We start from the raw sequence: 16,215 nt of genomic DNA on the forward strand, positions 1-16,215 counted from the left end.
ATTACTTAATCAACAAAGCTGGAATCCCTGCTAACAGATTAACTTCTGCTGGTTTTGGAGAAGATTACCCAATTGCTGATAACAAAACAAGAGCTGGTAGAGCTCAAAACAGACGTGTAGAAATTAAATTAGTAAAATAATTTAAACTCTTACATAATATAAAAAGGCCTCACTATAAGTGAGGCCTTTTTTTTATGTAGAAAAAATGCGTAAAAATATCTTCAAACATTTTTAAATTCGCTATTAAAAATTTACCTTTGCACCTTGAAAAAATGAGTTAATTCTCACTTAACAAAATAAATAACTTTAATTACATATAAGTAATGTCTACAATAACAGGTAAAGTTTCTCAAATAATTGGTCCAGTTATCGATGTTGAGTTTAATACAGAAAATGCTGAATTACCAAAAATTTATGATTCATTAGAAATTAAAAAAGCTGATGGTTCAACTTTGGTTTTAGAAGTTCAACAACATATTGGTGAAGATACAGTTCGTACTATTTCTATGGATGCAACTGATGGTTTAAGTAGAGGTGCAGAAGTTGTAGCTACTGGTAACCCTATTCAAATGCCAATAGGTAATGACATTTATGGTCGTTTATTTAATGTAACAGGTGATGCTATTGATGGTTTAGGTAACTTACCTAAAACAGGTGAAACTGGTTTACCAATACACCGTTTAGCTCCTAAATTTGATGAACTATCTACTTCTACTGAAGTATTATTTACAGGTATTAAAGTAATTGATTTAATTGAGCCTTACGCTAAAGGAGGGAAAATTGGATTATTTGGTGGTGCTGGAGTTGGTAAAACTGTATTAATTCAAGAGTTAATTAACAATATAGCAAAAGGACACGGAGGTTTATCTGTATTTGCTGGTGTTGGTGAAAGAACTCGTGAAGGAAATGATTTATTAAGAGAGATGTTAGAATCTGGAATTATCAAATATGGTGATGATTTTATGCACTCTATGGAAGAAGGTGGATGGGATTTGTCTAAAGTTGACAAACCTGGAATGAGAGACTCTAAAGCAACGTTTGTTTTTGGACAAATGAATGAACCACCTGGTGCACGTGCACGTGTTGCATTATCAGGATTAACAATCGCTGAGTATTTCCGTGATGGAGCTGGTGAAGCTCAAGGTAAAGATGTATTATTTTTCGTAGATAACATATTCCGTTTTACTCAAGCAGGATCTGAAGTATCAGCCTTACTAGGACGTATGCCTTCTGCCGTAGGTTACCAACCAACCTTAGCTACAGAAATGGGAGCTATGCAAGAACGTATTACTTCTACTAAAAAAGGATCTATTACATCTGTACAAGCAGTTTATGTACCTGCAGATGATTTAACAGATCCAGCACCAGCTACAACATTTGCTCACTTAGATGCTACTACTGTATTATCTCGTAAAATTGCTGAATTAGGTATTTATCCTGCGGTTGACCCGTTAGATTCTACTTCAAGAATTTTAACAGCTGATATATTAGGAGATGAACATTATAATACTGCTCAAAGAGTAAAAGAAATTTTACAACGATATAAAGAATTACAAGATATTATTGCCATCTTAGGTATGGAAGAATTATCTGAAGAAGATAAATTAGTAGTTCACAGAGCACGTCGTGTACAACGTTTCTTATCTCAACCATTTCACGTAGCTGAGCAATTTACAGGTATACCTGGTTGTTTAGTTGATATTAAAGACACTATTAAAGGATTTAATATGATTATGGATGGTGAATTAGACAAGTATCCAGAAGCAGCTTTTAACTTAAGAGGTTCTATTCAAGAAGCAATTGATGCTGGAGAAAAAATGTTAGCAGAAGCGTAAACCAGTTTTAAGTTTTAAGTTTTGAGTTATGTGATAACTAAAGACTAAAACTAAAAGCTAAAAACTTTAAAATTATGTTTTTAGAAATCGTAACTCCAGAAGCTATTTTATTTTCATCGAAAGTAGATTCTGTTACAGTACCTGGTATAGATGGTGAATTTCAAATGCTAAATAACCATGCTCCTATAGTATCTATTTTAGATAAAGGGAGTGTTAAGATCCATGTTCATACGCAAAGTAATTTATCTTTTGATGATTTACATGGTAGCATTGAGAGATTACCTGCCGATAATAAAGTTTTAACTTTAAATATCAAGTCTGGTACGTTAGAAATGAAAGATAATAAAGTAATTATCCTTGCAGATTAATTATTTTTAAATAATAAAAAAAGCCAAACTCAAATTGAGTTTGGCTTTTTTTATTTATAGTAATTACCTCGATTTTATTTATCTTTGTAACCATGAATACAACTTTCTTATTTATTGGTGGTCCTGAAATATTTATTATACTTTTAATAGTTGTAATGCTTTTTGGAGCAGATAAAATTCCTGAAATAGCTAGAGGGTTAGGAAAAGGTATGCGTCAAATAAAAGATGCTACTAATGATATTAAAAAAGAAATTAATGATAGCGCTAAAAATCAAGGTATAGACACTGATTTTGTTCGTGATATAAACAAAGAAGTTAATGATGTTAAAGATAACATCGATGATTTCACTGGACCAATAAAACGTAAGCTATAACAACTTCTACTTAACTCGAGTTATTGTTAACCCATCTCTTATTGGTAAAAGAACCGTTTCTAAACGTGTATCTTCTTTTAATAACTTATTATACTCTAAAAGTATTTTTGTATCAATATCTTTCGGGTTTAAAGGTTCTACAACCTTACCACTCCACAATACATTATCTGATAATATAACTCCACCTTTATTCATCTTATCAACTATCAATTCAAAATAATTTAAATAATTTGACTTATCTGCATCAATAAATACTAAATCAAATGTTGAATTTATAGATGGAATAATTTCTATAGCATTTCCTATATATTGCTTAATTTGGTTTTGAAAACCAGATTTTTGAAAATATTTAAACTGTAATTCTTCTAACTCCTCATTCTTATCAATAGTATGTAGAACTCCATCTTCACTTAACCCTTCAGCTAAACATAAAGCTGAATACCCAGTATAAGTTCCTATTTCTAAAATTGACTTTGGTTTGATTAATTTTGAAATCATTGACAAAACTCTACCTTGAAAAGCACCACTTAACATTCTAGGATTCAAAACCTTTTGCCATGTTTCTCTATTTAATTCTTTTAACAATTCAGGTTCATTTTGAGAATGCTTAACAGCATAATCGTCAATTAAATCAGGTAAAAAATTCATATTTATTGTACTTAGAATGACAAAATTAAAAAAACGGAATTTATCTTTACAACAAATTCCGTTTCAATCTAACAAAAAATCAAAAATTGGTTTTTATAAAAAACCAAAAAAAATTAACTTATCTCTTTTATCTTTTGTTTTAAAGCAACCTTTGCTTCATCAGATAAAGAGAATTTTTTCGCTTTACATTCAGCAGCATTTCTCTTATATACTCTTGTCAAAATATTATTTTGTTTAGAGTAAAGCTTACAAATTTTACATATCAAAACATGTAGGTTAAGCTGAATCTTTTCAAATAAAGAAGCTTCTCCGTATTGTGCCTTATCACAAATAGCAGTAGCCTCATCACAAGTTATTTTAAACTTTTTAAACATAAAATTAATTATTAAACCAGTTCTTTTCCATACAATTTCTTAGTTGGGTTCGTGCTCTATGAATAATAACCCATAGATTCGACGGCGTAATATCTAGTTCCTTACAAATTTCTTCAGTTTCAAATTCTTGAATTGTTTTCATTCTAAAAACCATCGCATATTTTTCAGGCAAACTATCAATACATTTATCTATTTGAGTTTTAAGCTCATTATTTTCAATTGTATGATCTGCTTCATTTCTCCATGACTGGGGAACACGTTCTTCAATCCAACTACCTTCATTTTCTCCTCCCTCATAAAAATTCATTCTTACCTCAGCCTTCCCTTTTTTTGAGTTGATTTTTCGATAATAATCAATGACTTTTCGTTTCAAAATAGAAACAAGCCAAGTTCTTTCTGTAGATTTACCTTCAAAATTCTTTGCTGATTTTAAACCAGCAAAAAAAGTTTCTTGAACTAAATCTTTTGCTATTGCTTCATTGTTGACACGAACTACTGCAAAATTATATAAATAATCTGCATACGCATCAACCCATTTATCAGGGGATAATGTATTGTTGTTTTCCTTCGGGTTCATTAGGTCAAATATACATTATTTTTTATTTAAAGAAGTACTATAAATTCTACTTAAACCATTAGGTAAACTATTAATATTATCTATAATTTCTTTCAAACTTTTTTTACTCTTCATTTTCTTAGGAACACTACTCCTACTTGATGTAAAGTATAAAATATTAGTATCAACATCTATGAATGGGCAATAATCTAAGTCTTTTGAATTTATTCTGCCTCCAAGATTTTTAGCAGGCAACCAATTACCTTTTCCATCTTTATAGCTTAAATACAAATCACCTCTACCCAAATCGTCTTTTCTTCCGTAAGAAGTAAAAACAATAAACTTTTCATCAGGAGAAACATAAGCATTAAACTCATATTTTTCAGTATTAATTGCTGAACTCAACGCTACAGGCTTAGTATATTTATTATTTATGAATCTACTTACATAAATATCTTCTTTTCCTTTTGAGTCTGAATATTCTGCTGTAAAAAACAAATCTCCGTTATTAGTTACAGATGGATAAAATTCATTTTTATTAGTATTAATTGTTAACCCTACATTAATTGGGTCAGACCATTCGTCATTTAATGTACTTCTTTTCACGTACCATATATCAATATCATTTTTAACATCAGTTGAAGTAACATTTCTATTAGAAGCAAAAAACAACTTGAGTCCGTCAGGAGATAGAAAAGGCTCTAGATCTTTAAACACACCAGAAAAACTAACTACTTTCGGCTTGCTCCATGTATTACCTAACCTTTTAATATAAGCAATAAAAGAATATTCCTTTCGATAACTTTCAATGCTAAAATAAATCTCATTTTTATCTCTACTCATTGAAAAATCACGGACATTTGGCAAGCTTTTAAAAATTTCTGGAGAGAAAAGATTAACTTCTTGTGAAAAACAATTATGAGTTAACAGAAAAAATAAGATCAATTTTTTCATTCTTATTTTTTTAAAGCTTTACAATTACTTCTCCTTCTCATATCAACTAAATAAATAATTTCCCATTTTCCATTGTTATTAAAAAGCTGAAAAGAATTTGCTCCACAATGACTAAACTTACCGCTGTAATAAAACTCATAAGGTGTCCAAACAGATGCTAAGTTACCATCCACTTTAATAGTATATGATAATAATTTTTCAAAATAAATATCAGAAACTTTTTTACTGGCTATAGCTCTTAAGAGTTGATTTTTAGTTTCTGTTTTTAGTATTTTTTTTCCTTCTTTATTAACTGAAGTTGTTTGAATTTTTATGGAAGTATGTAATGTTGATTTTATAACTGTGCTATCACCGTTGTGTAAACCTTTAAAAAAGGTGTTAATAGTTTCTTTTATTTCTTTTTCTTCCAATGAAGTTTGACCATATACTACCGTAGTAACTACAAAAAAAACAAGAATAGTAATTATTTTATGCATATAAAACCTGTTTGAAAGTTTAAAACTATTAAAAATTAAGCATAGAAAAATATAATTAACAGAAGATTAACGAGATAGTAATCTATTGAAAAATGCCTATTTTTACCAGACTAAACATAAAAACAATGTCTACAGCAAAAAAACAATATAAAAGAGTTACCGTAAAATCGTTGATTGAAATGAAAGCAAACAACGAAAAAATATCCATGTTAACTGCTTACGACTATACAATGGCTAAAATTGTAGATGGTGCTGGAATTGATGTCATTTTAGTTGGTGATTCTGCATCCAATGTTATGGCTGGTCATGAAACTACTTTACCTATTACACTTGATCAAATGATTTATCATGCAAGTTCTGTAATACGAGCAATTGAAAGATGTTTAGTCATCGTAGATTTACCTTTTGGAACGTACCAAGGAAATTCAAAAAATGCTTTAGATTCTGCAATTAGAATTATGAAAGAATCAGGTGGGCATGCAGTGAAACTTGAAGGAGGAAGTGAAATTTCTGAATCTATATCACGAATTTTAACTGCTGGAATACCAGTTATGGGGCACTTAGGTTTAACCCCTCAATCAATATATAAATTTGGTACTTACACTGTAAGAGCTAAAGAAGAAGAAGAAGCTAGAAAATTAAAAGAAGATGCTAAACTTCTAGAACAACTAGGTTGTTTTGCTTTAGTTTTAGAAAAAGTACCTGCTAAATTAGCAGAAGAAGTTGCAAAAAGCTTAACAATTCCTGTAATAGGAATAGGAGCTGGAGGTGGTGTAGACGGTCAAGTATTAGTTACACATGATATGATTGGAATGACTCACGAGTTTAGCCCAAGATTTCTACGTAGATACCTAGATTTATATGCTGAAATGACAGATGCATTTCAACAATATATTACTGATGTAAAATCACAGGATTTTCCTAGTGACAAAGAACAATATTAGTTTAAATAATTCATGAAAATATTACATTTAGACACTAATCACCCACTTTTAATAAATCAATTAAATAACTTTGGTTTTATTAATGATGAAGATTATGATTCTTCGAAGCATGAAATAGAGTCTAAAATCTCAACATATGATGGGATTATTATTCGAAGTAGATTTAGTATAGATAAACAATTTTTAGACAAGGCTTCTAACTTAAAGTTTATTGGGCGAGTTGGTGCTGGATTAGAAAATATTGAGTGTGAATATGCTTTAACTAAAGGAGTTCATTTAATATCAGCTCCTGAAGGTAATAGAAATGCTGTTGGTGAACATTCTTTAGGAATGCTTCTTTCCTTATTCAATAAACTAAATAAAGCTGATAAAGAAGTTAGGAAAGGAAAATGGCTTCGTGAAGATAATAGAGGAATTGAATTAGATGGCAAAACAGTAGGTCTTATTGGTTATGGAAACATGGGAAAAGCTTTTGCAAAAAAACTTCGCGGATTTGATGTAAAGGTTCTGTGTTATGACATTAAAGATAATGTTGGTGATGGAAACTGCAAACAAGTATCTTTACAAAAACTACAAGAAGAAGTTGATGTATTAAGTTTGCACACTCCACAAACTGACCTTACTATTAATATGATTAATACAGAATTTATTAACCAGTTTAAAAAAAACTTTTGGTTGATAAATACTGCCAGAGGGAAATCTGTAGTTACCTCCGACTTGGTTGATTCATTGAAATCTGGAAAAATTCTAGGTGCAGGTTTAGACGTTTTAGAATATGAAAAAAAATCATTTGAAAATTTATTTACCGATTCTCTTATGCCTGATGCTTTTCAGTATTTAATAAAATCAAATCAGGTTATTTTATCACCCCATGTCGCTGGATGGACTATTGAGAGTAAAGAGAAATTAGCACAAACCATCGTAAATAAAATCAAAGAAAAATTTTAGTAACTTGTAGCTTCAAATTCATAAAATATGAAATACGAAGCTACATCTCCTAACGACTATATATCTCAAACTCCTGAAGATAGGCAAGAAGCTTTAAAAAAACTACGAAATATAATCTCCAGAAATCTTCCAAAAGGATTTGAAGAAGGTATGCAATATGGTATGATAGGTTATTTTGTGCCACTATCAACATACCCTAATGGATACCACTGTTCTCCTAGTGAACCATTACCCTTTATGAGTTTTGCTTCTCAAAAGAACTCAATAAATCTTTATCATAGCGGTATATATGCTATTCCTGAACTACACAAATGGTTTATTAACGAGTATCCTAAACATTGTAAACGTAAACTAGACATGGGGAAAAGTTGTATTAGATTTAAAAAAATTGAAGAAATACCCTATGATTTAATTACCGAATTAGTTCAAAAAATTTCAGTGGACAAATGGATTGCTGTTTACGAACAAAATATAAAAAACGTAAAAAATGAAAAAAGGTAAAGTAACAGGTATTGGAGGCGTTTTTTTTAAAACAGAAAACCCTAAAGAAACCAAAGATTGGTATAAAAAACATTTAAGTTTTAATACTGATGATTGGGGTTGTACTTTTTGGTGGAAAGATAAAGATGGAAATAAGGCTTCAACACAATGGAGTCCTTTTGATAAGAAAACTGATTATTTTTCTCCATCAAAAAAAGATTTTATGTTTAACTATCGTGTTGAAAATTTAGTAGAATTATTAGAAGAATTAAAACAGGATGGTGTTACAGTTATTGACAAAGTTGAGGAATATGACTATGGTAAGTTCGGTTGGATTATTGATTTAGATGGAAACAAAATTGAACTCTGGGAGCCAATAGACGAAGCTTTTTTATAAATTTAATAAAACATTAATTACAAAATGGAAATAGTTGATCAAAACGGAAATCCTATACCTCAACATCAAAAAGAAAACAAAAGAGTTTTAGCTGGTATACTTGCCATTATACTAGGTGGATTTGGAGTACATAAATTTATATTAGGTTATACTAAAGAAGGAATAACTACCTTATTTCTTACTATAGTTTTAACAATAATATCCTGTGGTATTTTTTCAGGTGTAATGTGGTTAATTACATTTATAGAAGGAATTATTTATTTAACCAAATCAGATGAAGAGTTCTTTGAAATATATCAGCAAAACCGAAAAGAGTGGTTTTAATGTTATTATTTAACCTATGCTAATAAAATAAATCAATACAAAATGTCAGAAGAAAACAAAAAGCCAAGTGAAAATTTAAATGAAAAAAATGACTCTTTTAAAGAAACTATAAATGATGCTTCAGAGAAAGCAAATGAATTTGTTAAAAAAGCAGAGGAAAAAGTTTCTGAATTCCTAGAAAGTGAAAGTGTTAAAAATGTAAAAGATAAAGCTAGTGAATTTGCAGAAGAAGCAAAAGAAACATTCGAAAATGTATCAGGAAAAGCTTCAGAAATTGCAGGTGAAGCAAGTGAAAAAATAGTTGATTTTGCTGAAGAGGCTAAAGAGAAAATCACTGAAATATTAGAAAGTGAACAAGCTCAAAAAGTAAAAGAAAAAGCTAGTGAATTTGCTGAAGATGCTAAACAAGCATTTGAAGATGTATCTGAAAAGGCTTCAGAAATAGTTGGTGAAGCAAGTGAACACATAGCGGATTTTGCTGAAGAGGCTGAAGAAGAAATTAAGGAAGCCACTAAAAAAACGAAAAGTTTTTTTCAACGTTTATTTGGAAAGTAAGCACTTACAAAACATAAAACCTTCATCTTAATATGAAGGTTTTATGTTTTTATTTAGTGTAAGTATTCACAACCTTTATAATATCTGAAATTAAAATTGTTTCAAAACAATTTAAATATTCTTTAGGGTACTCTTTCCCATAAGTTGAAGTAGGTATTAAAGGATATTCTTTCAAATCAGGAAGTATTTGATTCTCTATAGATTGATTAAATGGTGTAAACCCTAAACAAGGATGGGTAACTCCCCAAATTGTAATTACAGGTACATTATACATAGCAGCAATATGCCCATTCCCAGAATCCATGGAAATCATTACATCTAAATTTGATATAATATTTAATTCTTCTTCAAAAGTTCCTTTTTTCACCATTGAAAAAACATTCGTATAATCTTTAGCAAGATCTTCTAAAAGTTTTTTTTCAACATCGCCTCCGCCAAATAACAAAACTTTACAATAATTTTTATCACTAAGTTCTTTAACTAACGATTTAATCTTTTTAATCGGAAATGCTTTTCCTTTATAAGCTGCAAAAGGAGCAATCCCTATAAGTTTTGAATCATTAAATTCTTTTTGAAAATGATAAGGAATTTCTTTTTTAACTAGATTGTAAATACTACTCAAATTCATTGAAAAACCTAACCTTTTAAAAACATCTGCATACCTTTCATGCATTGTTTTTAATGAGAACAAAATTTTGTTTTCATTTAACTCTGTTAGCTTTTTTTTATCTTTTCTCCCTTTTTTTAATTGCACACATTTTATACCTCTTAACCTAAAAAAAGAAACTAAGATATTTGATCTAATCACATTATGTAAATCGGCAACTACGTCAATATTTAACTTTATTAACTCTTTAAAAAGCTTAAACAACCCTATAATACCTTTATGCTTCCCTTTTAATTCAGGAGTATAAACGGTTACATTATCAAACTCTGTAAAAAAAGGAGTAAAAAAAGCACGAGTTAGAATCGTTATTTTTACTCCTTTATTCTGTTTAATCAAATTTCGTATAACTGGTACAGTCATAGCAACATCTCCCATAGCAGAGAGACGTATAATTAAAATATGCTTATTTTTTAAACTCAATTAAATTTTACTTTTGCGAACGTAAAACAGGGTTTAACTCATCATCATTATACATTTTCATTTGCTTGTATACTTTCATATACTTGTCTCCTTCTTTAATATCATTAAGTAAAGTATCGATAGCCAATGATAAATCAACTCGTTGTTCTAATAAAACATCTAACTTTTTCTGACAATTTTTTTGATGGTTCTCAGAAGCATTCTCTCTTGTAGCTTCCTCATTCATATGGTAAACTTTCAATGCTAAAATTGACAATCTATCAATACCCCAAGCTGGGCTTTCAGTATTTATTGTTGCATTTTTTTTAGATGTAACATTCTTAAATTCTTCTAAAAAATAAGCATCAATATACTCAACCATATCTGTTCTATCCTGGTTTGATGCATCAATTTTTCTTTTTAGCACCAAAGCGTCTACAGGATTAATATTTGGATCTCTAATAATGTCTTCATAATGCCACTGAACAGTATCAATCCAACATTTTCTATAAAGTAAATGAGCAATTAAATCTTCTTCTTTATCATATTTATTTACAAAATCTTGGTAAACATCATCTTTAATATGATAATCATTTATTACTTCTTGAAAAATTTTATTTGCTTTAGCTGTAAACATATTTATTGTAACTTTTTAAAAGATCAAAGGTACTATATAATTATAAATAGAAACTATATTAAAAGCCTTGTTTCTTTTAAGCAAAACGTCTTTCAATAATTTCTAATAACCTGGTTTCATATTCTTCTTTATCAGACCAATTATAGTCAGGCTTCACTAATTTATTTATAAACTTCTTAGCTTCTTTTTCTGTTTTACAAGTATTTAATTGAGAAATAACTCTATTAAAATCATTTTGATTCCCTTCAAAAAGATGTTTAACAAAAGCAATTCTATCATTCAATCCTATTTGAATCGTATTTTGTAAATGATCATTCAACGATTTTTTGGGATCTACTTTTTCAAATAAATTAGCCATTACATCTACAGGTAATGTATCTTGTAATTCTTCCTCTAAAGTTGGGGTTTTTCGTTCTCCAACATCTTTAACATCTTTTTTAGTAGTATCTATATCATTAAACAATAGGTTTTCTATCTCATCAAAAGGTTGTTCAATAATTTCTTCAACAACTTCTTTTTCTTTAGTTTCAACTTTTACAATTGTTTCTTCTGTATTCTTTACCGCTTCTATTTTATTTTCTTCTGCCTCTTTAATATCAGGAACTAATTGATTTTCTTTAACTTCAACACTTACAATATTTTCCTTGTTTTGAGTTACATCCTCAATAATTTCTGGAGTTTTAACCTCATCATTAGCTACAATTACCTTTTTTTCCTCATCTATTAAGTTTACAACAGCATCTTCTTTCTTATCATTTGAAGACTCCAGGTTATCTTCTATAATTTCATTTTCAACTTCTAGTTTTTCTTCCTCTATAAAACTAGCTTTCTTATTACTACTTAATTCTTTTCTTTTATTTTCAACTCCTTCAATTTTTGCTAATAAATCATCTTTTGTTTCTTCTGCATTTGGAGTTGTATTAATATATTCATCTACATATGCTAAAACTGAAAGTTTTTCATAAACTTCGTATGCTTTTTCCTTTAACAGTAACACATCTTCTTTATTTTTCATTTGTAAAATGCTGTGTGCTAAACTGGTTAAATCTGATGCTAATTTTTTGTGCATAAGTTGTTATGGGTTTTTAAGTTTTGCTCTTAAATTTTAATAAATTTGTTCCTTTGTTCGAAAGTAACACAAATATTAATAAACAGGGCTTAAAATTACAAAATGTTTCTTGAAAATACAGTAAATCATACAGAACAATTTGGGTGGATCGAGGTTATTTGCGGATCGATGTTTTCAGGAAAAACAGAAGAATTGATAAGACGTTTAAAACGAGCTCAATTTGCCAAACAACGTGTAGAGATATTTAAACCATCAGTAGATACACGTTATGATGATGAGGAAGTAGTTTCTCACAATGAAAACAGAATTAGATCTACGCCAGTACCGGCGTCATCTAACATACGACTTTTAGCAAATAATGTTGATGTAGTTGGCATTGATGAAGCTCAATTTTTTGATGATGAAATAGTAGCCGTATGCAATGATTTAGCTAATAGAGGTGTTAGAGTTATTGTTGCAGGATTAGATATGGATTTTAAAGGAAATCCTTTTGGTCCGATGCCAGCGCTTATGGCAACTGCAGAGTATGTTACAAAGGTGCATGCTGTTTGTACGCGTACTGGTAACTTAGCCCATTACAGCTATAGAAAAACTCAAAATGAAGATTTAGTTTTACTTGGTGAAACCCAAGAATATGAACCTTTAAGTAGAGCTGCATATTATAGAGCTATAGAAAACTCTAATAAAGAAAAAGAAATTACAGATGAATAATACTCATGTAACCATTTTAGAAATAGATGCAAATGCAGTTTTGCATAACCTAACTTATTTTAAACAAAAGCTTAAGCCAGAAACAAAAGTTTTAGTAGTTGTTAAAGCTTTTGGTTACGGAAGTGAGTCTGTTGAAATTGCAAAAATTGTAGAGGATAAGGTAGATTATTTTGCTGTAGCATACACAAATGAAGGAATAACTTTAAGAGAAAGCGGAATTAAAAAACCTATTTTAGTATTACATCCTCAAATACAAAACTTAGAGTTAGTAGTTAAATATAACCTAGAACCAAGTCTTTATAACTTTAAAATTTTCGATGCTTTTCTAAGTTTAGCTGACAAGAAGCCTCTTATGAATTATCCGGTACACATTAAGTTTAATACTGGATTGAACAGATTAGGGTTTTGGCATACAGATGTTCCTACTATAATTAGTGAGTTAAAAAAATCTAACAATATTAAAATTCAATCATTTTTTTCTCACTTAGCTGCAAGTGAAGACATTAACGAGCAAGAGTTTACTGTAGGACAAATAAATAATTTTGCATACATCGTAAAGCAACTTTATGATCATTTAGGATATGAACCTATGATTCATATTTTAAATACCTCTGGGATTATCAATTACCCTAAAGCTCAATTCGACATGGTACGCTTAGGAATTGGTTTATATGGTTTTGGAAATAATCCTGAAGAAACAAAACAATTAAAAAACACACATACATTAAAATCAATTATATCTCAAATACATATAATTCAACCAGGAGAAACTGTAGGATATAATAGAGCGTTTGTAGCAAATCAACCTACAAGAAGCGCAACAATACCAATAGGACATGCTGATGGTATATCTAGAAAACTTGGTAATAAAAACGGGTTTGTAATTATTAATAATCAGCCCGCACCGATGATTGGGAATGTTTCTATGGATATGATTATGGTTGATGTTACTAAAATTGACTGTAAAGAAGGTGATGAAGTAATTCTATTTAACCATCAACAACACATAGATTACATGGCTCACAAATGTGAAACTATACCTTATGAAATATTAACTGCTATATCTCAAAGGGTTAAAAGATTAGTTAAAAAGTAATTTTTATTCTATTTTAGAGGTCAATTTAACTATTAAAATCAAAAAACAATGGGAATGATCAAAGAGTTCAAGGACTTTGCAATGAAAGGCAATTTAGTCGATATTGCAGTAGGTTTTGTTATGGGTGCTGCTTTTAAACAAGTAGTAACTTCTTTTACAGGAGGTATAGTATCTCCTTTAATCGGTTTAATTTTTAACGCAGATTTTAAAGACTTAAAATATGTTCTTAAAGAAGGAGTTGCCGATGCTACAGGTAAAGTTACAGGTGAAACTGCCATTATGTATGGTGAGTTTCTAACCCATGTAATTGACTTTATTATTGTGGCCTTTGTAATGTTTATGGTAGTAAAAGCTATCAATGCAATGAAGAAAAAAGAAGAGCCTGCACCAGAAGCTCCTAAAGGACCTACCCAAGAAGAATTATTAGTAGAGATTAGAGATTTACTAAAAAAATAATTAAAAAATCCCTTGAGAGTTTCTCAAGGGATTTTTTTTACATAAAAGACATTAACATTCTTGATTCTATTTCAGCTTTTAGCTGATCTATTTTTTCATACATCGTTGTCACAAAAACTCTCCTATCAACTTCTTCTGAATCACCTGAAATTTTCTTTGCAAACTGCATTTGTTTTTTTAGATGTATATCTATTTCATTACAAATACTTTCATTTTCAATTTTCATATGTGAAAGTGAGCTATAAGGTACCAATACACTCTTTCTACCTTCTGTTTTAAAAAAAAATAGTATGATTTAAATTCAAAAGTTTGCTATAATATAAATTAAACTTTTTTTCTTTATTGGAATTTAAAAAACCTTGTGCGGCGGCTTTCTCTATTCCTTTTATCATAAGAGTTATTTCATCACACAAAAGTAACGCCTCGTCTTTTTCTATTAGTTTTATTTTAAAAAAATAAAATATTTGATACAAAGAACTATTAATTGTTGTGTCCTCCCATATATCTGTTATGTTTGCTTTTTCAAAATTGCTTCTAAACTTATTAACTTCTTCTATAATTAAAGAACTTGGCTTAAAATTTTTAAACTCTGTTTTATTATTAGCATCGCTATATAAAAAATTCAAATGAACGTAAATTCTAAATTTCCAATATAAATTATTAGTTTTAAAATGATATAAAGGAATATCTTTCGCAGAATAAATTATAGTAGTATCATGATTTTTAGTAAAATACTGAGTGTAACAAGAATATTCTTTATAAAATTTAATTAAACTTTCAAAAGTATTATCATAACTTCTTTTATCTATAAACAAAGAATTATCAGATTGTAAATTATAAAGTTCATTCAAAGATATTTTATAATGTTTTGCTAACGCAACAGTTTCTTCAAGAGTTAAAGATGTTCTCCCCTTAATTCTTCTATAAGACGCATCGTAACTTATATCTAAAACATCTGCAATTTCCTCAGTAAACAATACATTTTGAGGTAATTTCTTTCTTATAATACTAAAAAGTTTGTTTTTTTCTATACTCATAATGTTCACCAAATAAGACGCATTCAACTCAAAAAGTGCAAAAAACAAAATGACATTTTGTATTTTCCACAACTATACTTTCCTTAAAACTTACTTTCTTTGTTTTGGGACTATAAGTTAGATGAACCGTGGGGGGACATCTATTTTCTACATTAAAACAAAGTCTTCTCTATTTTTCATAGGGAAGACTTTTATTTATTACAATATATAAAAAAAATTATAAATGCTTGCCTTTATTCCAGCCATGCTTACCTAAATACTGTTCTCCACTTTCAACAGCCCCATCTTCAATACTTGTTCCCATAGAGTCATTCCACCTATTTAAGTATCCAAATAAAGAGATAACTCCTAGCATTTCTACAATTTCTCCTTCATTCCAATATTTATATAGATTCTCTTTTATTTTCTCATCAACCATATTTGGCACTAAACTAGCTGCTAATGAAAAATCTAAAGCTGCTCTTTCTCCTTCATTAAATGCAGGGTGCGTTTTGTATTCCCAAATATTATCTAATTGCTCTTGTTCAGCTCCATAACGCTCAGCTGCTCTTATTGCATGTGCTTGACAATATCTACAACCAGTTGCATTACTTGAAACCCAAGCTATCATTCTTTTAAGTGCTGATGTAACTCTTCCTTCGTTAGCCATTACTGCTTTATTTAAATTAATAAAAGCTTTTGAAATAGCTGGTCTATGTTGCATTGTTAAAACTGAATTAGGGCAAAAACCTAATGTTTCATTAAAAAATTCAGCTAGTTTTTTTGTGTCTGCATCATGATTTGCAGATAAAGGTGTTACTAATGGCATTGTTGATTGTTTTAATTTTTATTAATCTTTTTTTGGTGTAAGTTTGTTTTAGGAATCAAAAAATTGATCACAGACTTACTTAAGTAACAAAAATAGATAAAT

The 16,215-nt window shown here is 29.4% G+C and carries 23 protein-coding genes and 1 pseudogene; 13 read left to right on the top strand and 11 right to left on the bottom strand.

Annotation, left to right across the window (positions count from 1 at the left end):
- From BLV71_RS18800 to BLV71_RS03640, 4 genes and pseudogenes are all read left to right on the top strand, one after another.
- A pseudogene (locus tag BLV71_RS18800) lies at positions 1–140 on the top strand (porin); the annotation flags it as partial.
- Positions 141–323: 183 nt separating this feature from the next.
- Positions 324–1,835, top strand: a complete 1,512-nt coding sequence (atpD, locus tag BLV71_RS03630) for a F0F1 ATP synthase subunit beta (RefSeq protein ID WP_093869233.1) — start codon at positions 324–326, stop codon at positions 1,833–1,835.
- 74 nt (positions 1,836–1,909) lie between these two features.
- On the top strand, positions 1,910–2,203 hold the full coding sequence (locus BLV71_RS03635; protein ID WP_093869234.1) for a F0F1 ATP synthase subunit delta/epsilon: 294 nt from the start codon (positions 1,910–1,912) through the stop codon (positions 2,201–2,203).
- A 92-nt stretch (positions 2,204–2,295) separates the two neighbouring features.
- Positions 2,296–2,577: a Sec-independent protein translocase subunit TatA/TatB gene (locus tag BLV71_RS03640; protein WP_093869235.1), complete on the top strand. Its 282-nt coding sequence runs from the start codon at positions 2,296–2,298 to the stop codon at positions 2,575–2,577.
- A gap of 6 nt (positions 2,578–2,583) precedes the next feature.
- Here BLV71_RS03640 and BLV71_RS03645 read toward each other — a convergent pair whose 3' ends face one another.
- The 5 genes from BLV71_RS03645 to BLV71_RS03665 form a co-directional block, all read right to left on the bottom strand.
- Entirely contained in the window at positions 2,584–3,225 is a 642-nt protein-coding gene (locus BLV71_RS03645) for an O-methyltransferase (protein WP_093869236.1), read from the bottom strand.
- Positions 3,226–3,338: 113 nt separating this feature from the next.
- Positions 3,339–3,599 (bottom strand): hypothetical protein, encoded by a 261-nt coding sequence (locus tag BLV71_RS03650; RefSeq protein WP_093869237.1) that lies wholly within the window; start codon positions 3,597–3,599, stop codon positions 3,339–3,341.
- Positions 3,600–3,603: 4 nt separating this feature from the next.
- Positions 3,604–4,176, bottom strand: coding sequence for a sigma-70 family RNA polymerase sigma factor (locus BLV71_RS03655; RefSeq protein ID WP_093869238.1), 573 nt, complete (start codon positions 4,174–4,176; stop codon positions 3,604–3,606).
- A 15-nt stretch (positions 4,177–4,191) separates the two neighbouring features.
- Complete coding sequence (locus BLV71_RS03660; protein WP_093869239.1) at positions 4,192–5,109, bottom strand: TolB family protein; 918 nt, start codon at positions 5,107–5,109, stop codon at positions 4,192–4,194.
- A gap of 2 nt (positions 5,110–5,111) precedes the next feature.
- Positions 5,112–5,585, bottom strand: a complete 474-nt coding sequence (locus BLV71_RS03665) for a nuclear transport factor 2 family protein (protein ID WP_093869240.1) — start codon at positions 5,583–5,585, stop codon at positions 5,112–5,114.
- 125 nt (positions 5,586–5,710) lie between these two features.
- On the opposite strand from BLV71_RS03665, the gene panB reads away from it, so the two are divergent.
- Genes panB through BLV71_RS03695 form a run of 6 tightly spaced genes read left to right on the top strand, consistent with a single transcriptional unit; the run spans position 5,711 to position 9,233 of the window.
- Entirely contained in the window at positions 5,711–6,529 is an 819-nt protein-coding gene (gene panB / locus BLV71_RS03670; RefSeq protein WP_093869241.1) for a 3-methyl-2-oxobutanoate hydroxymethyltransferase, read from the top strand.
- Positions 6,530–6,541: 12 nt separating this feature from the next.
- Positions 6,542–7,477 (top strand): 2-hydroxyacid dehydrogenase, encoded by a 936-nt coding sequence (locus BLV71_RS03675; RefSeq protein WP_093869242.1) that lies wholly within the window; start codon positions 6,542–6,544, stop codon positions 7,475–7,477.
- A 27-nt stretch (positions 7,478–7,504) separates the two neighbouring features.
- Positions 7,505–7,978, top strand: a complete 474-nt coding sequence (locus BLV71_RS03680; protein WP_093869243.1) for a DUF1801 domain-containing protein — start codon at positions 7,505–7,507, stop codon at positions 7,976–7,978.
- Entirely contained in the window at positions 7,965–8,354 is a 390-nt protein-coding gene (locus BLV71_RS03685) for a VOC family protein (RefSeq protein ID WP_093869244.1), read from the top strand. The genes BLV71_RS03680 and BLV71_RS03685 overlap by 14 nt, the downstream gene beginning before the upstream one ends.
- 24 nt (positions 8,355–8,378) lie before the next feature.
- Positions 8,379–8,678 carry a TM2 domain-containing protein gene (locus tag BLV71_RS03690; protein ID WP_093869245.1) on the top strand — a complete coding sequence of 100 codons (300 nt, stop codon included), beginning with the start codon at positions 8,379–8,381 and terminating at the stop codon, positions 8,676–8,678.
- Positions 8,679–8,720: 42 nt separating this feature from the next.
- The gene (locus BLV71_RS03695; RefSeq protein WP_093869246.1) at positions 8,721–9,233 is read left to right on the top strand and encodes a YtxH domain-containing protein; all 513 of its coding nucleotides are present in this window, start codon (positions 8,721–8,723) and stop codon (positions 9,231–9,233) included.
- Between the two features lie 49 nt (positions 9,234–9,282).
- On the opposite strand, the gene BLV71_RS03700 is transcribed toward BLV71_RS03695, so the two are convergent.
- From BLV71_RS03700 to BLV71_RS03710, 3 genes are all read right to left on the bottom strand, one after another.
- Entirely contained in the window at positions 9,283–10,320 is a 1,038-nt protein-coding gene (locus BLV71_RS03700) for a glycosyltransferase family 9 protein (RefSeq protein WP_255405104.1), read from the bottom strand.
- A gap of 7 nt (positions 10,321–10,327) precedes the next feature.
- Entirely contained in the window at positions 10,328–10,936 is a 609-nt protein-coding gene (locus BLV71_RS03705; protein ID WP_093869248.1) for a DUF4254 domain-containing protein, read from the bottom strand.
- A 76-nt stretch (positions 10,937–11,012) separates the two neighbouring features.
- A complete protein-coding gene (locus BLV71_RS03710; RefSeq protein ID WP_093869249.1) occupies positions 11,013–12,005 on the bottom strand; it encodes a hypothetical protein in 993 nt (330 codons plus the stop codon).
- A gap of 102 nt (positions 12,006–12,107) precedes the next feature.
- Between BLV71_RS03710 and BLV71_RS03715 the strand changes: the two genes are divergently transcribed.
- From BLV71_RS03715 to mscL, 3 genes are read left to right on the top strand one after another with little or no spacing between them, the layout of a single operon-like run.
- On the top strand, positions 12,108–12,716 hold the full coding sequence (locus BLV71_RS03715) for a thymidine kinase (RefSeq protein WP_093869250.1): 609 nt from the start codon (positions 12,108–12,110) through the stop codon (positions 12,714–12,716).
- Positions 12,709–13,812: an alanine racemase gene (gene alr, locus BLV71_RS03720; protein WP_093869251.1), complete on the top strand. Its 1,104-nt coding sequence runs from the start codon at positions 12,709–12,711 to the stop codon at positions 13,810–13,812. The genes BLV71_RS03715 and alr overlap by 8 nt, the downstream gene beginning before the upstream one ends.
- Before the next feature lie 54 nt (positions 13,813–13,866).
- Positions 13,867–14,268: a large-conductance mechanosensitive channel protein MscL gene (mscL, locus tag BLV71_RS03725; protein WP_199488197.1), complete on the top strand. Its 402-nt coding sequence runs from the start codon at positions 13,867–13,869 to the stop codon at positions 14,266–14,268.
- 37 nt (positions 14,269–14,305) lie between these two features.
- Here mscL and BLV71_RS03730 read toward each other — a convergent pair whose 3' ends face one another.
- The 3 genes from BLV71_RS03730 to BLV71_RS03740 all read right to left on the bottom strand — a co-directional run bounded on the left by BLV71_RS03730 (position 14,306) and on the right by BLV71_RS03740 (position 16,113).
- On the bottom strand, positions 14,306–14,494 hold the full coding sequence (locus BLV71_RS03730; RefSeq protein ID WP_093869253.1) for a hypothetical protein: 189 nt from the start codon (positions 14,492–14,494) through the stop codon (positions 14,306–14,308).
- A gap of 49 nt (positions 14,495–14,543) precedes the next feature.
- The gene (locus tag BLV71_RS03735) at positions 14,544–15,305 is read right to left on the bottom strand and encodes a helix-turn-helix domain-containing protein (RefSeq protein ID WP_093869254.1); all 762 of its coding nucleotides are present in this window, start codon (positions 15,303–15,305) and stop codon (positions 14,544–14,546) included.
- A 217-nt stretch (positions 15,306–15,522) separates the two neighbouring features.
- Positions 15,523–16,113 (bottom strand): carboxymuconolactone decarboxylase family protein, encoded by a 591-nt coding sequence (locus BLV71_RS03740; protein ID WP_093869255.1) that lies wholly within the window; start codon positions 16,111–16,113, stop codon positions 15,523–15,525.
- Positions 16,114–16,215 lie beyond the last annotated feature (102 nt).

It is taken from the genome of Tenacibaculum sp. MAR_2010_89 (genome assembly GCF_900105985.1).
Taxonomy (GTDB): domain Bacteria; phylum Bacteroidota; class Bacteroidia; order Flavobacteriales; family Flavobacteriaceae; genus Polaribacter; species Polaribacter halocynthiae.

Excerpts from the sequence above, each read along its gene's own strand:
- BLV71_RS03685 (WP_093869244.1), top strand. The coding sequence starts at position 7,965 with ATGAAAAAAGGTAAAGTAACAGGTATTGGAGGCGTTTTTTTTAAAACA.
- BLV71_RS03740 (WP_093869255.1), bottom strand. The coding sequence starts at position 16,113 with ATGCCATTAGTAACACCTTTATCTGCAAATCATGATGCAGACACAAAA.
- BLV71_RS03640 (WP_093869235.1), top strand. The coding sequence starts at position 2,296 with ATGAATACAACTTTCTTATTTATTGGTGGTCCTGAAATATTTATTATA.
- mscL (WP_199488197.1), top strand. The coding sequence starts at position 13,867 with ATGATCAAAGAGTTCAAGGACTTTGCAATGAAAGGCAATTTAGTCGAT.
- atpD (WP_093869233.1), top strand. The coding sequence starts at position 324 with ATGTCTACAATAACAGGTAAAGTTTCTCAAATAATTGGTCCAGTTATC.
- alr (WP_093869251.1), top strand. The coding sequence starts at position 12,709 with ATGAATAATACTCATGTAACCATTTTAGAAATAGATGCAAATGCAGTT.
- BLV71_RS03675 (WP_093869242.1), top strand. The coding sequence starts at position 6,542 with ATGAAAATATTACATTTAGACACTAATCACCCACTTTTAATAAATCAA.
- BLV71_RS03635 (WP_093869234.1), top strand. The coding sequence starts at position 1,910 with ATGTTTTTAGAAATCGTAACTCCAGAAGCTATTTTATTTTCATCGAAA.
- BLV71_RS03660 (WP_093869239.1), bottom strand. The coding sequence starts at position 5,109 with ATGAAAAAATTGATCTTATTTTTTCTGTTAACTCATAATTGTTTTTCA.
- BLV71_RS03690 (WP_093869245.1), top strand. The coding sequence starts at position 8,379 with ATGGAAATAGTTGATCAAAACGGAAATCCTATACCTCAACATCAAAAA.
- BLV71_RS03705 (WP_093869248.1), bottom strand. The coding sequence starts at position 10,936 with ATGTTTACAGCTAAAGCAAATAAAATTTTTCAAGAAGTAATAAATGAT.
- BLV71_RS03695 (WP_093869246.1), top strand. The coding sequence starts at position 8,721 with ATGTCAGAAGAAAACAAAAAGCCAAGTGAAAATTTAAATGAAAAAAAT.
- panB (WP_093869241.1), top strand. The coding sequence starts at position 5,711 with ATGTCTACAGCAAAAAAACAATATAAAAGAGTTACCGTAAAATCGTTG.
- BLV71_RS03680 (WP_093869243.1), top strand. The coding sequence starts at position 7,505 with ATGAAATACGAAGCTACATCTCCTAACGACTATATATCTCAAACTCCT.
- BLV71_RS03645 (WP_093869236.1), bottom strand. The coding sequence starts at position 3,225 with ATGAATTTTTTACCTGATTTAATTGACGATTATGCTGTTAAGCATTCT.
- BLV71_RS03730 (WP_093869253.1), bottom strand. The coding sequence starts at position 14,494 with ATGAAAATTGAAAATGAAAGTATTTGTAATGAAATAGATATACATCTA.
- BLV71_RS03655 (WP_093869238.1), bottom strand. The coding sequence starts at position 4,176 with ATGAACCCGAAGGAAAACAACAATACATTATCCCCTGATAAATGGGTT.
- BLV71_RS03715 (WP_093869250.1), top strand. The coding sequence starts at position 12,108 with ATGTTTCTTGAAAATACAGTAAATCATACAGAACAATTTGGGTGGATC.
- BLV71_RS03665 (WP_093869240.1), bottom strand. The coding sequence starts at position 5,585 with ATGCATAAAATAATTACTATTCTTGTTTTTTTTGTAGTTACTACGGTA.
- BLV71_RS03650 (WP_093869237.1), bottom strand. The coding sequence starts at position 3,599 with ATGTTTAAAAAGTTTAAAATAACTTGTGATGAGGCTACTGCTATTTGT.
- BLV71_RS03735 (WP_093869254.1), bottom strand. The coding sequence starts at position 15,305 with ATGAGTATAGAAAAAAACAAACTTTTTAGTATTATAAGAAAGAAATTA.
- BLV71_RS03710 (WP_093869249.1), bottom strand. The coding sequence starts at position 12,005 with ATGCACAAAAAATTAGCATCAGATTTAACCAGTTTAGCACACAGCATT.